This is a genomic window from Escherichia ruysiae (assembly GCF_031323975.1).
Taxonomy (GTDB): domain Bacteria; phylum Pseudomonadota; class Gammaproteobacteria; order Enterobacterales; family Enterobacteriaceae; genus Escherichia; species Escherichia ruysiae.
In genome coordinates this window covers 4331450-4347288 of the sequence record NZ_JAVIWS010000001.1, presented here as the reverse complement: position 1 = coordinate 4347288, position 15839 = coordinate 4331450, and the positions used below count along the sequence as shown (strand labels likewise).

11 protein-coding genes are annotated in these 15839 nt (G+C 51.6%); 3 read left to right on the top strand and 8 right to left on the bottom strand.

What is annotated here, in order from left to right:
• Window positions 1–585: 585 nt before the first annotated feature.
• Together ompF and aspC are read left to right on the top strand one after the other, a co-directional pair.
• Window positions 586–1656 (top strand): porin OmpF, encoded by a 1071-nt coding sequence (gene ompF, locus RGV86_RS20720; protein ID WP_000977930.1) that lies wholly within the window; start codon window positions 586–588, stop codon window positions 1654–1656.
• Between the two features lie 184 nt (window positions 1657–1840).
• Window positions 1841–3031: an aspartate transaminase gene (gene aspC, locus RGV86_RS20715; RefSeq protein WP_000462704.1), complete on the top strand. Its 1191-nt coding sequence runs from the start codon at window positions 1841–1843 to the stop codon at window positions 3029–3031.
• A gap of 221 nt (window positions 3032–3252) precedes the next feature.
• On the opposite strand, the gene gloC is transcribed toward aspC, so the two are convergent.
• The 7 genes from gloC to cmoM form a co-directional block, all read right to left on the bottom strand.
• A complete protein-coding gene (gene gloC, locus RGV86_RS20710; protein ID WP_001109462.1) occupies window positions 3253–3900 on the bottom strand; it encodes a hydroxyacylglutathione hydrolase GloC in 648 nt (215 codons plus the stop codon).
• A 26-nt stretch (window positions 3901–3926) separates the two neighbouring features.
• Window positions 3927–4475 carry a peptidoglycan L,D-endopeptidase MepK gene (gene mepK / locus RGV86_RS20705; protein ID WP_001516120.1) on the bottom strand — a complete coding sequence of 183 codons (549 nt, stop codon included), beginning with the start codon at window positions 4473–4475 and terminating at the stop codon, window positions 3927–3929.
• A 180-nt stretch (window positions 4476–4655) separates the two neighbouring features.
• Window positions 4656–6503, bottom strand: coding sequence for a L,D-transpeptidase (gene ldtD, locus RGV86_RS20700; RefSeq protein WP_000926032.1), 1848 nt, complete (start codon window positions 6501–6503; stop codon window positions 4656–4658).
• Between the two features lie 255 nt (window positions 6504–6758).
• Window positions 6759–11219 (bottom strand): chromosome partition protein MukB, encoded by a 4461-nt coding sequence (mukB, locus tag RGV86_RS20695; protein ID WP_000572685.1) that lies wholly within the window; start codon window positions 11217–11219, stop codon window positions 6759–6761.
• Entirely contained in the window at window positions 11219–11923 is a 705-nt protein-coding gene (mukE, locus tag RGV86_RS20690; RefSeq protein ID WP_010344468.1) for a chromosome partition protein MukE, read from the bottom strand. The genes mukB and mukE overlap by 1 nt, the downstream gene beginning before the upstream one ends.
• Window positions 11904–13226 (bottom strand): chromosome partition protein MukF, encoded by a 1323-nt coding sequence (mukF, locus tag RGV86_RS20685; RefSeq protein ID WP_085460587.1) that lies wholly within the window; start codon window positions 13224–13226, stop codon window positions 11904–11906. The genes mukE and mukF overlap by 20 nt, the downstream gene beginning before the upstream one ends.
• Window positions 13223–14008 (bottom strand): tRNA uridine 5-oxyacetic acid(34) methyltransferase CmoM, encoded by a 786-nt coding sequence (cmoM, locus tag RGV86_RS20680; protein ID WP_010344470.1) that lies wholly within the window; start codon window positions 14006–14008, stop codon window positions 13223–13225. Before cmoM ends, mukF begins: the two co-directional genes overlap by 4 nt.
• 135 nt (window positions 14009–14143) lie before the next feature.
• Here cmoM and elyC point away from each other — a divergent pair, with 135 nt between their 5' ends.
• The gene (gene elyC, locus RGV86_RS20675) at window positions 14144–14923 is read left to right on the top strand and encodes an envelope biogenesis factor ElyC (RefSeq protein WP_000899558.1); all 780 of its coding nucleotides are present in this window, start codon (window positions 14144–14146) and stop codon (window positions 14921–14923) included.
• On the opposite strand, the gene RGV86_RS20670 is transcribed toward elyC, so the two are convergent.
• A complete protein-coding gene (locus RGV86_RS20670) occupies window positions 14900–15793 on the bottom strand; it encodes a YcbJ family phosphotransferase (protein ID WP_000436930.1) in 894 nt (297 codons plus the stop codon). The two genes, elyC and RGV86_RS20670, sit on opposite strands and share 24 nt — an antisense overlap.
• Between the last annotated feature and the right edge of the window lie 46 nt (window positions 15794–15839).

The following is a 15839-nucleotide window of genomic DNA, read 5'->3' as shown; positions in this document are numbered from 1 at the left end:
CCAGCGCCCGCTGGCTCTTTTCTATTCCCTTCTGTCAAGTTATCTGTTTGTTAAGTCAATCAATCTATTTGCAACCCTGTCACAACAACCTTCCTGTTACGGAATATTTCCACGTAATATTTATGAACAAAAAATAATCCGCATTCTTATTGCGGATTAGTTATTTCCTAGCTGATAGCACAATTTTTATACTTCTTATTGGCTTTCTGGACGTCTGAACCTGTGTTTTAGCGAAGCCACTGAGAGGAATTATCAGAGCGAAAATTTTCGTTTAGCTAAATTTAATATAAGGAAATCATATATATAGATCAAACTCTCTGCAAATATCATTAAAGTCTAATGGAAATATGACGGCGTTCACAAAGTTCCTTAAAATTTACCTTTAGTTACATATTTTTTCTTTTTGTAACTATATCTTTATATTTGTAGCACTTTCACGGTAGCGAAACGTTAGTTTGAATGGAAAGATGCCTGCAGATACATAAAGACACCAAACTTTCATCAATAGCTCCGTAAATATTTATTGACGAAACTTATTGACGGCAGTGGCAGGTGTCATAAAAAAAACCATGAGGGTAATAAATAATGATGAAGCGCAACATTCTGGCAGTGATCGTCCCTGCTCTGTTAGTAGCAGGTACTGCAAACGCTGCAGAAATCTATAACAAAGATGGCAACAAAGTAGATCTGTACGGTAAAGCTGTCGGTCTGCACTATTTTTCCAAGGGTAACGGTGAAAACAGTTACGGTGGCAATGGCGATATGACCTATGCCCGTCTTGGTTTTAAAGGGGAAACTCAAATCAATTCCGACCTGACCGGTTACGGTCAGTGGGAATACAACTTCCAGGGTAACAACTCTGAGGGTTCCGATGCCCAAAATGGCAATAAAACCCGTCTGGCGTTCGCTGGTCTGAAATTTGCTGATGCTGGCTCAATCGATTACGGTCGTAACTATGGTGTTGTTTATGATGCACTGGGTTACACCGATATGCTGCCAGAGTTTGGTGGTGACACTGCATACAGCGATGACTTCTTCGTTGGCCGTGTTGGCGGCGTTGCAACTTACCGTAACTCCAACTTCTTTGGTCTGGTTGACGGCCTGAATTTCGCTGTTCAGTACCTGGGTAAAAACGAACGTGACACCGCACGTCGTTCTAACGGCGACGGTGTTGGCGGCTCCATCAGCTACGAATTCGAAGGCTTTGGTATCGTTGGTGCTTATGGTGCTGCTGACCGCACCAACTTGCAGGAAGCTCAGCCTCTTGGCCAGGGTAAAAAAGCTGAACAGTGGGCTACTGGCCTGAAGTATGATGCAAACAACATCTACCTGGCGGCAAACTACGGTGAAACCCGTAACGCTACGCCGATCACTGGCGGCTTTGCCAACAAAACACAAGACGTTCTGTTAGTTGCACAATACCAGTTCGATTTCGGTCTGCGTCCGTCCATCGCTTACACCAAATCTAAAGCGAAAGACGTAGAAGGTATCGGTGATGTTGATCTGGTGAACTACTTTGAAGTGGGCGCAACCTACTACTTCAACAAAAACATGTCCACCTACGTTGACTACATCATCAACCAGATCGATTCTGACAACAAACTGGGCGTAGGTTCAGACGACACCGTTGCTGTGGGTATCGTTTACCAGTTTTAATAGCAGACCTCTTTGTTAAATGCCGAAAAAACAGGACTTTGGTCCTGTTTTTTTTATGCCTTCCAGAGCAATCTCACGTCTTGCAAAAACAGTCGGCGTTTTCATCAGTAATAGTTGGAATTTTGTAAATCTCCCGTTACCCTGATAGCGGACTTCCCTTCTGTAACCATAATGGAACCTCGTCATGTTTGAGAACATTACCGCCGCTCCTGCCGACCCAATTCTGGGTCTGGCCGATCTGTTTCGTGCCGATGAACGTCCCAGCAAAATTAACCTTGGGATTGGTGTCTATAAAGATGAGACGGGCAAAACCCCGGTGCTGACCAGCGTTAAAAAGGCTGAACAGTATCTGCTCGAAAATGAAACCACCAAAAACTACCTCGGCATTGACGGCATCCCTGAATTTGGTCGCTGCACTCAGGAACTGCTGTTTGGTAAAGGTAGCGCCCTGATCAATGACAAACGTGCTCGCACAGCACAGACTCCGGGTGGCACTGGCGCACTACGCGTGGCTGCCGATTTCCTGGCAAAAAATACCAGCGTTAAGCGTGTGTGGGTAAGCAACCCAAGCTGGCCGAACCATAAGAGCGTCTTTAACTCTGCAGGTCTGGAAGTTCGTGAATACGCTTATTATGATGCGGAAAATCACACCCTTGACTTCGATGCACTGATTAACAGCCTGAACGAAGCTCAGGCTGGCGACGTAGTGCTGTTCCATGGCTGTTGCCATAACCCAACCGGTATCGATCCTACACTGGAGCAATGGCAAACGCTGGCGCAGCTTTCCGTTGAGAAAGGCTGGTTACCGCTGTTTGACTTCGCTTACCAGGGTTTTGCTCGCGGTCTGGAAGAAGATGCTGAAGGTCTGCGCGTTTTCGCTGGTCTGCATAAAGAACTGATCGTCGCCAGTTCCTACTCTAAAAACTTTGGCCTGTACAACGAGCGCGTTGGCGCTTGTACTCTGGTTGCTGCTGACAGTGAAACCGTTGATCGCGCATTCAGCCAAATGAAAGCGGCGATTCGCGCTAACTACTCTAACCCACCAGCACACGGCGCTTCGGTTGTTGCCACCATCCTGAGCAACGATGCGTTACGTGCGATTTGGGAACAAGAGCTGACTGATATGCGCCAGCGTATTCAGCGTATGCGTCAGTTGTTCGTCAATACGCTGCAGGAAAAAGGCGCAAACCGCGACTTCAGTTTCATCATCAAACAGAACGGCATGTTCTCCTTTAGCGGCCTGACAAAAGAACAGGTACTGCGTCTGCGTGAAGAGTTTGGCGTGTATGCGGTGGCTTCCGGTCGTGTGAACGTAGCCGGGATGACGCCAGACAACATGGCTCCGCTGTGCGAAGCGATTGTGGCAGTGCTGTAAGAGTTAAAACCAATGAAGCCCGCTGAAAGCGGGCTGAGGTTGCTGACAAACGCAGCATTGCCTGATGCGCTACGCTTATCAGGCCTACGCGTCCCCTGCAATATTTTGAATTTGCACGATTTTGTAGGCCGGATAAGGCGCTCGCGCCGCATCCGGCATAAACAAAGCGCACTTTGCCAGAAATCCAGGCCCGCATTGAAAGCGGGCTTTTTTATACGCCTTTACCAGACGGGCATTTCGTCTTGCAGGAAGGGATTATGCAGGCGCTCATAACCAAGAGTGGATAATGGTCCGTGACCCGGAATAAATGTCACGTCATCGCCCAGTGGCAGCAGTTTATCTTTAATCGAAGAGATCAGTTGATTATGGTCACCACGAGGGAAGTCGCTACGCCCTACTCCGCCTTTGAAAATAACGTCGCCAGAAATGAGCAGTTTTGACTGATTATCAAAGAAGACCACATGACCCGGCGTATGCCCAGGGCAATGTAACACCTGTAAAGTCACATTCCCTATGCTGATAGTGTCGCCTTCGTTCAGCCAACGATCCGGCGTTAGTGGCTGACACTCCTCCAGACCGAACATACGGCTTTGCGCAGGCAAGCCTTGCAGCCAGAACTCATCTTCTTTTTCCGGCCCAAGAACCGGCACGCCGTAATGTTGCGCCAGTTCCGCCGCCGCGCCAACATGATCCAGGTGACCATGCGTCAGCAGGATCTGCATTAGCGTCAGGCCGCTGGCATCAACTTCCTGTTTGATTTTTTCCGCATCGCCGCCAGGATCAACCAGTGCAGCCAGGCGAGTTTGTTCACACCAGATCAATGAGCAGTTCTGGGAGAATGCAGTGACCGGAATAATACGATAATTCATACTGCCCCTGTTTTGTTAAGCGATTGTTACCAGTGCCGTGCTGGCCCGGTATCAATATGCACAAAGTTACTACGTGGGTAATATCCTACACCACCTGCACGCATAGATAACGCTGCTTTGCGAATATTGCTTAACGCGACACCTTCAATATGGAAATCCATCGCCTGGCCTTTGGTGTGATAGCTTTTCTTCGCTACCCCACGGCTGTGCGCGCGTAGTTCATTGTTGGTATCAATGGAGCGATAACCGGAAATGAGTTGCACCGGTTTGCGGGTGCCTAACAGCCCTTGCAGGCGATACAACTGGTCGAATAATCCTGGGTCGATGGACTTTATTTTGTTCGCGCGGAAATCGCGGAAAAAATGGTTTAGTTTTGCCAATTCTTCCTGAATATAGCCTCTGCCATCGAAAAACTCCGCTTTAATGGACTCTCCGGTATGGAGATTGTTGAGTGTCAAAATACGCGGACGTGGGGTAGAGAGTGTCGCAAACGCAGGGGTCGGCAAGATGGCGGCACCAAGTGCAACGCCACCAAGCGCCAGCAGTTTACGGCGATTAGCGTCGAATTTGTCCATGATAATCAAGTCTACAGGTCAATGTTATCGTTTATATGCACTTCTGGCGCACAAGAGGCACCTTAACCGCGCATAAAGCTAACGTCAAGATGACTCAATCCCAGCAGTGATGGGGGCTAGCGAGAATAGCCCCCAATTTTGCCAATTATTACGACAACTGATTTACCCGAACTACTTCATTTATCTGATTAATTGTTCCGCTTTCGATACAATTTGCGAGCTGGATCGCGCAGGCAGATCATAATTGTAAATATCTGTACGATATTGAGTACGACCATCTGCACCGACAAAAGCGGTCAGGTAGTAGAGATTAACCGGGATCGACTGACGGATATTGACGTAACGGGTATCTCCCTGCTTCAGGGCGTCGGAAATACGCTTGTCATTCCAGCCTGCATCCTGCAACAGCATATTTGCCAGATCAGATGCCTTATTCACCCGCACACACCCTGAGCTTAACGCGCGTGTATCACGCTTGAACAGATTGTGATTAGGCGTGTCATGTAAGTAGATAGCGTCTGAACTCGGCATATTAAATTTATACCGTCCTAGCGAATTTCGTGGGCCAGGAGCTTGCTGGAAGCGGAACGGTAAATTCGAGGCGGTAATCGTTGACCAGTCAACCTGCCACGGATCAATCGCTTCTTTGCTGTTCCAGCCGCGCATCACCGTATAGCCATGACTTTCCAGATAACCCGGATCGTTACGCACTTTCGGCAGAATATCTTTGCGTGCCAGCGTCGGCGGTACATTCCACGGCGGATTCACCACCACATTGTTTAAAGCACTGCTCATCATCGGTGTTTTGCGGTCAGGACGGCCGACAATCACCCGCGAGTCCAGCACCTGATTACCGTTCTGGTAATAGACCAAAGAATAGGCGGGTATATTGACCATGATGCCAGTAGAAAGCTCCGCAGGCAGCAAGCGTAAACGCTGGATGTTGAGTGCCAGCACACCTGCACGCTGGGCTGGCGTTACATTTAACCAGTCCCGCGTTGCCGGACCAATAGCGCCATCGGCCCCCAATCCTTGCCATGCCTGAAAACGTTTAACGGCTTCCACCAGCTCATTATCGTAGGCAGCGCGTACGGCTGGCGCAGGTTTACTGCGAGCCGTAGTTTGCCTGTCCATCGGCTTAGTTTCTGCTGTTTCGACGGCAACGGCGGACGGACTCACGACTGCATCTGCGGGTGTTTCATCGCCAGGGAGCGCAATTTTCGGCCCGCCTTCGAGCATTCCCGTTCGCTGCAAAATCTCGCGCAGTGCTGGTACATCATTACTCCACTGGCCAGGACGCAGCGTTGCTTTACCGGTCAGTTGTGGCCACGGTTTCGTATCGCTGAGTAAGGTCAATAAAGATTCATGCATCGCGGCATATTGCGGATGCTGCGGAGCCAGTCCTGCAACAAACGTTGGCAACTGACCATTATTTAGCGCCACCTGCCATTGGTTAATGACCGAGAGCGGTGGTGTAGAGAGCGCATAAGGTTTACTGCTGTACAACCAGTGCGTACCTTTGACCGGAATGTTGGCAACGAAATGGAGATAGCCCAGCATTGCATCCGACAGCACTACGTCGCGTGCCAGACCGTTAACGCCAGGATCAGTCAGTAACTCTACCCATTTATTAAACTGCGGCTGAAAACCGGCAATCGCCACTTCCGCCAGTTGCTGCTGGAAGGCTTTTACCGCATCACGGTTTTCCCACATAGGCTGCATGTCACGTGCGGCATACAGCAGTTGAAGCTGGTTAAGATAAACCGGCTTATAACCTGCGGGTAATTGAGATTCGATTTGTGTGCGAGCGTTTTCCGCCGCACCCTCTGGTAGCGGCTGAAGTCCCGCCATAATTGCCGTAGCTTGCGCTTGCGGCAGTGCATCTCCCTGTTCGCTAACAGCCACCGGGCTGTCGCCAGGGATTACTTCAGGCTCATCAGCCTGCACACTGAACAGTGGAGCGAATGTTACGGCCAGACACAAACTTATTGCCGAAAGCCGACGACCACACATCATGTTAAGCAACATCCCTTGCCCCCTGTTTTTATCATACTTTGAATAGCCAGGCTGCTTTTCTCTACTTGCCTGTACAACGCCAATACTCACGAAAGTATGACGAGCAAGCCTGTTACTTATCAGGCTTACCTTCAGTATATAAACACCGATACGTTTTTACACAACCTAATGTAAAGAAGTTTAAAGAAAAGCGCGCCGTAATGCGGCATTTTTTTAGTGCAGAAACGGAGTTTTCTGAAAAAAGGCGACATCGCTGCCGCCTTAATCTTAACTTGCCTGGGAAGACGCTTCGTCAGCCCCTGGAAGCGTTTCTGGAAGCTGCGGCGCAAAGCCACGTAAACCAACCACATGAACGTGCTCGGTATTCTGGAATACCTTACGCACCAGTTTGTAGGTGGTGCCTTTCTCCGGGCTAATATTTTCTGGCGCCGCGATGATGAGCTGCATTTGCAAACGCTCACACAATTCAAACAGCGTGGCGATAGAACGAGCATCCAGTCGCGCTGCTTCATCGAGGAACAGCAGGCGGCAAGGAGAAATGTCTTTACCGCGCAGTCGGCGTGATTCATCTTCCCAGCTCTGTACCACCATCACCAGAATCGACATACCTGTACCAATTGCTTCACCGGTAGATAGTGCGCCCGATTCCGCACGCAACCAGCCATCGGAACCACGGTTAACCTCAACTTCCATCTCCAGGTAGTTGCGGTAATCCAGCAGTTCTTCACCAATGGTCTGCGGTGTGCGCTGGCCCATATCAATCTGCGGGTTAAGACGCTGATACAGTTTCGCCAGGGCTTCCGAGAAGGTCAGACGGTTGCTGTTAAATAGATCCTGATGTTGTTCATGCTGTTCAGAAAGGACATCCAGCAGCATGGCGTGAGTTTCACGCACGTTCACGTTCAGACGCACGCTGTTCACCTGACCGAACGAAACGTTCTGCAATCCCTGGTTGAGCATACGGATGCGGTTCTGCTCGCGCTGAATGGTTTTACGAATGATGTTTGCCACGCTGCGGGAACTGATCGCCAGTTTCTGTTCGCGGGAAGTTAACTCTTCGGTCAGACGGCTAAGTTCGATTTCCATCTGCTCGATAGCTTCAACCGGATCATCGGTACGAATAATATCCTGACGAATACGTTCACGCAGATGCTGGTAAACCGCCACGAAGAACTGAATTTTACGTTCCGGACGTTTTGGATCTTCCGACATACGCAGCACGTCGCGTAGATGTTCGTTATCCGCTACCGCCAGACGCAGCGCACCTAACGCCTTATCCGACATGGAACGCAAATCATCAGCGGAGAGATAAGCCAGCTCGCGACGGTGCAAGCGACGCTCAACACCGTTATCTTTCACCATGCGCATGACTGCACACCAGCCCGCTTTGGCGGTCACCACCTGCTCGCGCATCTCAAAGTAATCACGTTCCAGCTTGCGCAGTTTGCGGGTCAGGTTGTCCATCTCCGCTTCGCAGAAGGTAAGTGCTTTTTCCAGTTGGTTGCGACGAGAACGGTTATTGCTCAGTTGCGCATGTAGTTCGTCACGGCGAATGCGCGCCCGTTCTTCTGCCCCGCTATCGGCACGCACACCGATATCCTGCAATTCGCGTTGCAGATCGTTAAGCAGCTCTTTTTTGGTGTCGTAAGAACTTTTCAGCGAGGCCAGTACCTGGTTGTACTGGCTCAACTGCGCTGCATGACCACGCAACGCTTCACGAGCGCGGGTACGTTCCGCCTCTGCCTGCTCCAGACGTTCACGCAGTTTTTCGTTGAGATCGCTGTTACCGCTGAGCATTTCTGCCGAGTCGGAGTAGCTAAAGTGCGCACGACGCTGCACAACTTCAGTCAGGGCAAATGCCTGCTGACGGGCATCGCGCTGCATCCGCTGGGAGTACGCGTAATCTTCTTTTAACTGTTCGAATTGTTCAGGGTCGCTCTGCAATACTGAAACCATCGGCTCCAGTTTCGCCAGTTGATTACCGAACTGCTGAACAAAACGCGCGGCTTCCTGGGCTTCATCCAGACGTTCGCGGATTTCATCGACGCGATCTGCCAGGCTGTCATCAGCCAGCAGGTTGAGACGCGGCAGAATGCGGTTCAGCGCGGTAACGCCCTCTTTCGCCTGCTCAAACTGAATACGTTGCTGCTGGTTATCATTTTCATGATTACTCAACGCCCGCTCCAGTTCGACGCGACGGCTGTTCAGTTGGCGGATTTCGGCTTCCGGATCGGACTCAAACGCCACCGCCAGATGGCTGCCGATAAAGCGGCTAAATGCCTGATGCAAACGCTGGGTTTTCTGTACATCAAAGGAGAGCGTAGCAAAACGTTCAGAGAGCACTTCACGCTCAGCATGAAGGCTTTCAATGCGGCTTTCGCGCGCCGCACGACCAAACAGAGGAACTTCCGGGAAGCGTGAGTAACGCCACTGACGGTCGGCAATTTTCACCACCACCGCTTTTTCCAGCTCATCAACGCTGAACACGCTGTCATCGAACGACTGCGGATCACCTTCGATCAGATAGAGATCTTCCGGGCAATCGGTTAAACCTTCCAGTTGTTCGGCAATCTGCGACAGATCCGGCACGACGATCGCGTGACGAGACGGGCCATATAGCGCAGAGAAGTACGGCGCATCTTCAAGGCTAACGTCGTCATAAATTTCTGACAGCAGCACGCCACCAAAACGTTCTGCCAGCGCATTCAGGCGCTGATCTTCAGAGCCGCCCGGCTGGCTTAAACGCTCAATCTCTTCGTCAACGGCGTTTTTGCGTGCCCCCACTTCGTCACGTTCAACAATCGCTTCGCGCTCACGCTCCAGCAACTGTTGCATGTATTCAGTGACGTCCTGGCTGGAAGTGAACTCTTCACCGCACTGCTCACTCAACTGATTGAGGCTGTTTTGCGCCGCCAGCCAAACCGGCGCACGCTGCATCAGACTCTGAATGCGTGATTGTAGTTGTTCCTGTTCCTGACGCAGCGCCATGCGCTCTTCACGGGCGTTAGACACGCTGTCAGACAGAGAAGCAATGCGCGCTTCCAGTTCCTGATGCAGGGCTTCCAGTTCGTCGATATCGAAATTCTTGCCCTGACGTTTGCAGAATTCTGCCAGCAGGCGTTCGGCTTCTTGCTGCTCGCGCAGACGCTGTTCCAGTTCGCTTAAGCGCATCCGCAGCGGCTGAACCTGTTCTGCCAGGTGGCGCTGATCGACCCCTTCGCGCAGCAGTTCGCGGGCGACCTCCCACGCTTCGTTACGCGCCAGCGGACCGTTGATTGCTACTACCAATTGATAAGCCTGCTCAAACTGGCTGTGCGCGGTTTGCGCCATGCTCATTTTCTGCTCAAGAGAGAGCATTTTTTCGGTCGCTTCCAGCTCTTTCGCCTGGAAGGTTTCCAGCCATTCGGCGGCGCTGTCGGCGGTTAAGTCCGGCAGATGACACAATTCTTTGGCACGATTAAGCGCAGCAATCGCCTGGTTGTACTGGATCGCGCGCGTTTGCTGGACGTCCAGCGCCTGCTGGTAGTCAGCAAGCTGGCTTTTCAGCTCATCCACTTCCAGTTCGGCGGCTTCCGCACGCGCTTCGTTCTCTTCCTGGCGCTCGATGGCTTCTGCCACCACTTCGTTTTGCTCTTCCAGACGGATCTGCAGCTCATCGAGATCCGCTTCGTAACGTTCGATCTTTTCCTGCTGACGCAGTGCAGTCTGCACCAGGTTCAGGTGATCGCTGGCCGCCTGATAATCCGCTTCCAGATCGCCTTCGGCACCGTTGTGCTCTGCCAGCTCACGCGCCATATCGACGTGTTTGTACTGCTCCGCCGCCAGTTGCTGACGCGAAGTGTGTAGCTCACGACGAAACTCCAGAGCTTTGTCGAGATGGACACGGCGCTCGTTGGCGTGACGCATGTAGTCCGCCGCCACGTAGTTGGTGGCTTCGCTAATCAGATGCTTGAACAAGTCACGGTCAGACTGAGTGACACGAATCGCTTCCAGCGTCATGCGGTTTTCACGCAGCGCCGCTTCCATGTCCTGGAACGCTTTACGCACACCGCTGTTTTCTGGCAGCAGGTAATCGCGCAGAGAACGGGTAATGGCGCTGGAAATACCGCCGTACAGCGAGGCTTCGATCAGACGATAGAATTTACTACGATCAGAAGCAGAACGCAGACGACGCGCGATGATGCCCAGATCGAACATCAGCGAATGGTAATCGGTGATGGAGTTGAACTGCTTAAACTGCACGCCTTCCATCGCTTCGAGTTTGTCTTTCAGCTCGTTAAGCGGCAGCACGCGCGCCTGACGTTCGTTCAGGGTTTCGGTCACCAGTTGCGTCGGCTGCACCGACATCGGCAGCCCCTGAATGGCAAACGGTTTGATATCAACTTTACGATCGCGCCCGGCAACCTGTTGTAGACGCACACCAACCACCACGCGCTGGTGGCGCGAGTTGATGGTGTCGAGCATTGAATAACAGACACCCGCTTTTAACTTACCGTGCAGGCCTTTATCGCGCGAACCGCTGGTGGCTCCGGCTTCCGTGGTGTTACGAAAGTGCAACAAGGTCAGGTCGGGGATAAGCGCCGTAACGAACGCCGCCATGGTGGTTGATTTACCCGCACCATTACCGCCGGAAAGCGTCGTGACCAGCTCATCAAGGTCAAAGGTACGGGCAAAAAAGCCATTCCAGTTAATCAGCGTCAGTGAGCGAAATTTACCGCGTTCAATCATTATTCTTCCTCTCCGCTATCTGGCTGATTCTCTTCAGTTTCGTCGTTGAGTTGCAGGTGGTTTTCCAGCGACATAGCTTCACCATCGCGAATCAGGCGACGCTGGGCTTCGCGCGGATCGTCGCCCGCACGGACATCCGCACCGAAACGGAACACCGATTCAGTAATGCGGAACTTGCTGCTGTCGTGCCCCATAAACCACACCATGCCTAAGCGGCGCAGACGGTTGAGCGAAGAGCGTACTTTTTCCTGCAACTTCTGGCGATCCACGTCCGAACCGGTAGAACGGTTGTTTACCAGTTTCAGCAGTTTCGCTTCATCAGCCAGGGTGAGCAGTTCATCATACAGTTCCTGCTGAGTAAAAATCCCCTCGTTCGCCAGCCGTTCCGGGCTGAGATAGAGATAACAGAGGATTTTCCCGACCATCATGTCCAGTTCCGACAATACGGAGCGCGGGATAATAGTGGTAGAACGTGGGCGCAAATAGAAAAAACCTTCCGGCGCGCGAATAAGCTCCACGTTATAACGTGCGTAAAACTCTTCCAGATATTCCTGAAAATCCATCAGGAATGCATGATTATCCAGTTCGTCGAGGCCAATATGACGGCCTGAACGTAAGGCGCTATCCAGCGCCGGAAATAACGGATTCGCCAGCGCCTGCGCCAGCTTAACCGGCATCACTTGTTCAATATTTGTCGATGACATGCGCCTGTACCTTGGCTCCGTAATCATTAATCGGCTGCCATTTTGCTGGCAGTCCGGTGAAATCTGCTTGCGCTACGCCGAGGCGTACCGCCTGATCAATAACAATACGCGCAACGTCAAAGTGACGCGCACGTGGATACTGCGCCAGATATTCGCGTACCACCAGACCAAGATCCAGCGGTACTTGTCTGGTTTTGTACACGGCGAGCTGTTCTTCGATGATCGCCGCCAGTTGTTCGCGGATCTCGTTGAACTCTTCGTACTCTAAATCTGGCGGAAGCTCCCCGGTCACTTCTTCGTCGCGCAGCGCCATCTCTTCGTCACGCATATCCAACAGACGCTCGGCATTAGCGTAAGTCAGCGCCCACGGTTCATCAAAATAGGTTTGTACCGACTGACGTAACCGCTGAGCAAAGACGCGGTTTTTATCCATATCGATAGCAGTACGGATAAATTTGTGTACGTGGCGATCGTAGCCAATCCACAAGTCGATAGATTGCTGTCCCCAGCTGATAATACGATCGAGCTTACTTTGCAGATCGAACACCAGACTATCGACAAAATGCAGATCGTCATGCGTCATGGTCGCATCCTGGATGCGCAACAGGTTAGCCTGCAATTTGTCACCTGCCGCTTCCAGCGTATCCTGCAATTCACGCAGCGTACCGGAGGTTTCTGAAAGCAACAATTCGCAGCTGGAGATCGCCGCGCGCCAGTCTTTATTCAGCAACTGAGCGATGTCATCTTTCACCTGCTGCTGCTGCTCATCCATCAGACGTTGCGTTAGATCGATGCTGTCGAAAATTTCTGCTACCGAATATTTCAGCGGAGCATAAACATTGCGGTGCCAGTGAAACTCATCGCCGCCCTCTTCTGCCGCGTCCGCCGCACGCTTCAGTTCGCCTGCAACGATCGACAACTGCATAGAAAGACGTAGCGTAGAAAACTCACGCTGACGGATGTAGTAGTCAGTAATGCCGATGCCGAGCGGCGTCAGACGATATATAGCATTCCCTTCCGCCTGCTCACTGGTAAAGCGGTTCAGCAGACGTTGACGCACCATGTCGTTGATCGCGTTGTTGGCGCGCACGCCGATGGTTTCGCTGGTTTGCTCAAACGCATCACTCACATGGCGGAATGCATCCACCAGCTCGCCTTCACTCATCTCACCATCCAGACGCTCGCCATTCAGCGTGGCAACCGCCAGCAGAAAAGAGAGTCGGTCTACCGGCAGCGAGATGGAGAAGTCATTTTTTCTGGCCCAGGCAACCAGTTCGGGGACTGTCTGGGAAAATTCACTCATACTTTATCCTTGCTCTGCGGTTTGCGCGCGGTGACATGAATATAACGCCCCAGGCTGATATACGGTTCCTGACGGCAATAACGCGTTTCTAATTCAAGTAATGCTTCGTAGCAGTCGCGCTGCTGGTGCTTTTCACGCAGATAATCATGAAACACGCGAACGCCGGTTTTACCCATAATTTGCCAGCCAGCTTCTTCCAGCCACTGATATACCTGCGCCGGGTCGCGTGGATAGTCTGGCGAAAGCGTCCGTTTTTTCTTTTTCGGCATTCCCGCCTGCACGTAATCAAAATTCCCTGCGACCATGTTATGCATCAGCAAGCCATGCGCATTGTAGAACATTAATGACAACACGCCGCCTGGGCGCAACACTGACCACAACGTTTGCAATACGCTGCGGGGATCAGCCACCCATTCCAGCACCGCATGGAACAATATCAGATCAACGGGCGTTTCCAAATGCGAAGCAACGTCCTGAGCGGCGCAATGTATAAATTGCATGTTGTCGCTCACACCTTTAGCGTCTGCCGCCTGCTTTGCGCGGTCGATCATCTGGGCGGAGAGATCGCATAAAATGACCTGATGCCCTCGTTCGGCCATTTTGATCGCGGTCTGTCCTTCTCCACCACCGGCATCCAGCACACGCAGTTTTTGCGGTTCCATATCCACCAGCACACGATCGAGATCCTGCCACAGAATAGCCTGTCGAAGCTGTCCTTTGGTGGTGCCGTAAATGTTACGGGAAAACTTTTCCGCAATGTCATCAAAATTGCGATCCTGCATTGCTTTCTCCACCGGTTGGCTAAGACGTTTTCTGATAAAGGCGCTATTTTGTCACAGCCACGGCGAGAATGAACCCGTCTGGTGTAATATCACTGTCGATCCCTCGCTATATGGTTAAAAAAGGAACCAGAAAGGATGCTTTTTACACTGAAAAAAGTGATTGGCGGTATGCTGCTGCCGCTTCCGCTAATGTTGTTGATTATCGGTGTGGGTCTGGTGCTACTGTGGTTTAGCCGTTTTCAAAAAACTGGAAAGATATTTATTAGCGCAGGATGGTTGGCGCTTTTGTTATTAAGTTTGCAACCGGTAGCCGACCGCCTGCTGCGTCCCATCGAAAGCACTTATCCGACATGGAATAATGCACAAAAAGTGGACTATATCGTGGTGCTCGGAGGTGGTTATACCTGGAACCCGCAGTGGGCACCAAGTTCAAATTTAATCAATAATAGTTTGCCGCGCCTGAATGAAGGTATTCGTTTATGGCGCGAGAATCCGGGATCAAAACTGATCTTCACGGGAGGCGTAGCAAAAACCAATACGGTGAGTACAGCGGAAGTAGGTGCCAGAGTGGCGCAATCGCTGGGCGTGCCGCGTGAACAAATTATTACGCTGGATTTGCCAAAAGATACCGAAGAAGAAGCAGCCGCAGTGAAACAGGCCATTGGTGACGCCCCTTTCCTGCTGGTGACATCTGCGTCTCATTTGCCGCGCGCGATGATCTTTTTCCAGCAGGAAGGCCTGAATCCGCTGCCAGCCCCGGCGAATCAGCTGGCAATCGACTCGCCGCTTAATCCGTGGGAACGGGCAATTCCCTCTCCGGTCTGGTTGATGCATAGCGACCGTGTAGGCTATGAAACGCTTGGTCGCATCTGGCAGTGGCTGAAAGGTTCGTCAGGCGAGCCAGGGAAGGAGTGATTTTGATGCCAGATCGAAGTTGCGCCGACTAAACCGTCCGGTATTGACCAGTTGCGCAACTTCATCCCATAACACATACAGCCAACGCCGCCAGATGAAAGACTCCGCCACTGGCGCGCGTTGCAGGTAACTCCAGAGTAAATCTTCTGCCAGAGTGTTATCCATCAACCGGAACAGCTCATACTCACGTGGCGCCCAAAGCATGAGGCCCGGCCCTACCATCGCCAGTAATTGATCGCTACGAGAATCTTTCAACATGCTGCGCAAACAGAAATTGCCATGAATCAGCACACAATTGTCGTTAAAGCCTTCAAATAAGGCCGGAAGACATTCGCGAGTGCGGAACAGGATACGCTTATCCTGCATCGTTAGTCCGGTGTTATGGAACTGATTGAGCGTGGTCCATAGCACTTCAACATGTTGCCGATACCAGGAGGGCCAGAAATTTTCCTGAGTGTTGTCGACTGCGCCGACGCAACCTCGACTGTCCTGTCGATGCCAGGCCAGCAGAGCTTCAACAATTTGCTCTTTCAGATGCTCCCAGCGTTCCGGTGTACGCGCGGGAGCTTCTACAGAAACACCACGCATCCGCTCCAGTAACAGGACATCGGGGCCAGGATGTTCTTCATGTGTCATCACTCCATAGATGGTTGGCATACGAACAGTCCCGCTGCGCGCCAGCATGGTGGTCTTCCATGCCAACTGGCGGGCCTGGCCTGGCGTACTAAAGCTTCTCGCCATTAACGGCATTGGGTTTCCCTGGCTGTCATACAAAGCCCACAACGCCGTATCCGCTTTTTCATTGACGCACTCAATACGACTGAGTTTTTCGCCCAGTAAATGGCTTAATTCGGCACGCAGCTGTTCCATTCAGATTACCCTCATAAAAGCTACTGCCTTCATAATGAGCGCCAAT

Excerpts from the sequence above, each read along its gene's own strand:
- ldtD (WP_000926032.1), bottom strand. The coding sequence starts at position 6,503 with ATGTTGCTTAACATGATGTGTGGTCGTCGGCTTTCGGCAATAAGTTTG.
- mepK (WP_001516120.1), bottom strand. The coding sequence starts at position 4,475 with ATGGACAAATTCGACGCTAATCGCCGTAAACTGCTGGCGCTTGGTGGC.
- mukF (WP_085460587.1), bottom strand. The coding sequence starts at position 13,226 with ATGAGTGAATTTTCCCAGACAGTCCCCGAACTGGTTGCCTGGGCCAGA.
- cmoM (WP_010344470.1), bottom strand. The coding sequence starts at position 14,008 with ATGCAGGATCGCAATTTTGATGACATTGCGGAAAAGTTTTCCCGTAAC.
- ompF (WP_000977930.1), top strand. The coding sequence starts at position 586 with ATGATGAAGCGCAACATTCTGGCAGTGATCGTCCCTGCTCTGTTAGTA.
- aspC (WP_000462704.1), top strand. The coding sequence starts at position 1,841 with ATGTTTGAGAACATTACCGCCGCTCCTGCCGACCCAATTCTGGGTCTG.
- gloC (WP_001109462.1), bottom strand. The coding sequence starts at position 3,900 with ATGAATTATCGTATTATTCCGGTCACTGCATTCTCCCAGAACTGCTCA.
- mukE (WP_010344468.1), bottom strand. The coding sequence starts at position 11,923 with ATGTCATCGACAAATATTGAACAAGTGATGCCGGTTAAGCTGGCGCAG.
- mukB (WP_000572685.1), bottom strand. The coding sequence starts at position 11,219 with ATGATTGAACGCGGTAAATTTCGCTCACTGACGCTGATTAACTGGAAT.
- elyC (WP_000899558.1), top strand. The coding sequence starts at position 14,144 with ATGCTTTTTACACTGAAAAAAGTGATTGGCGGTATGCTGCTGCCGCTT.
- RGV86_RS20670 (WP_000436930.1), bottom strand. The coding sequence starts at position 15,793 with ATGGAACAGCTGCGTGCCGAATTAAGCCATTTACTGGGCGAAAAACTC.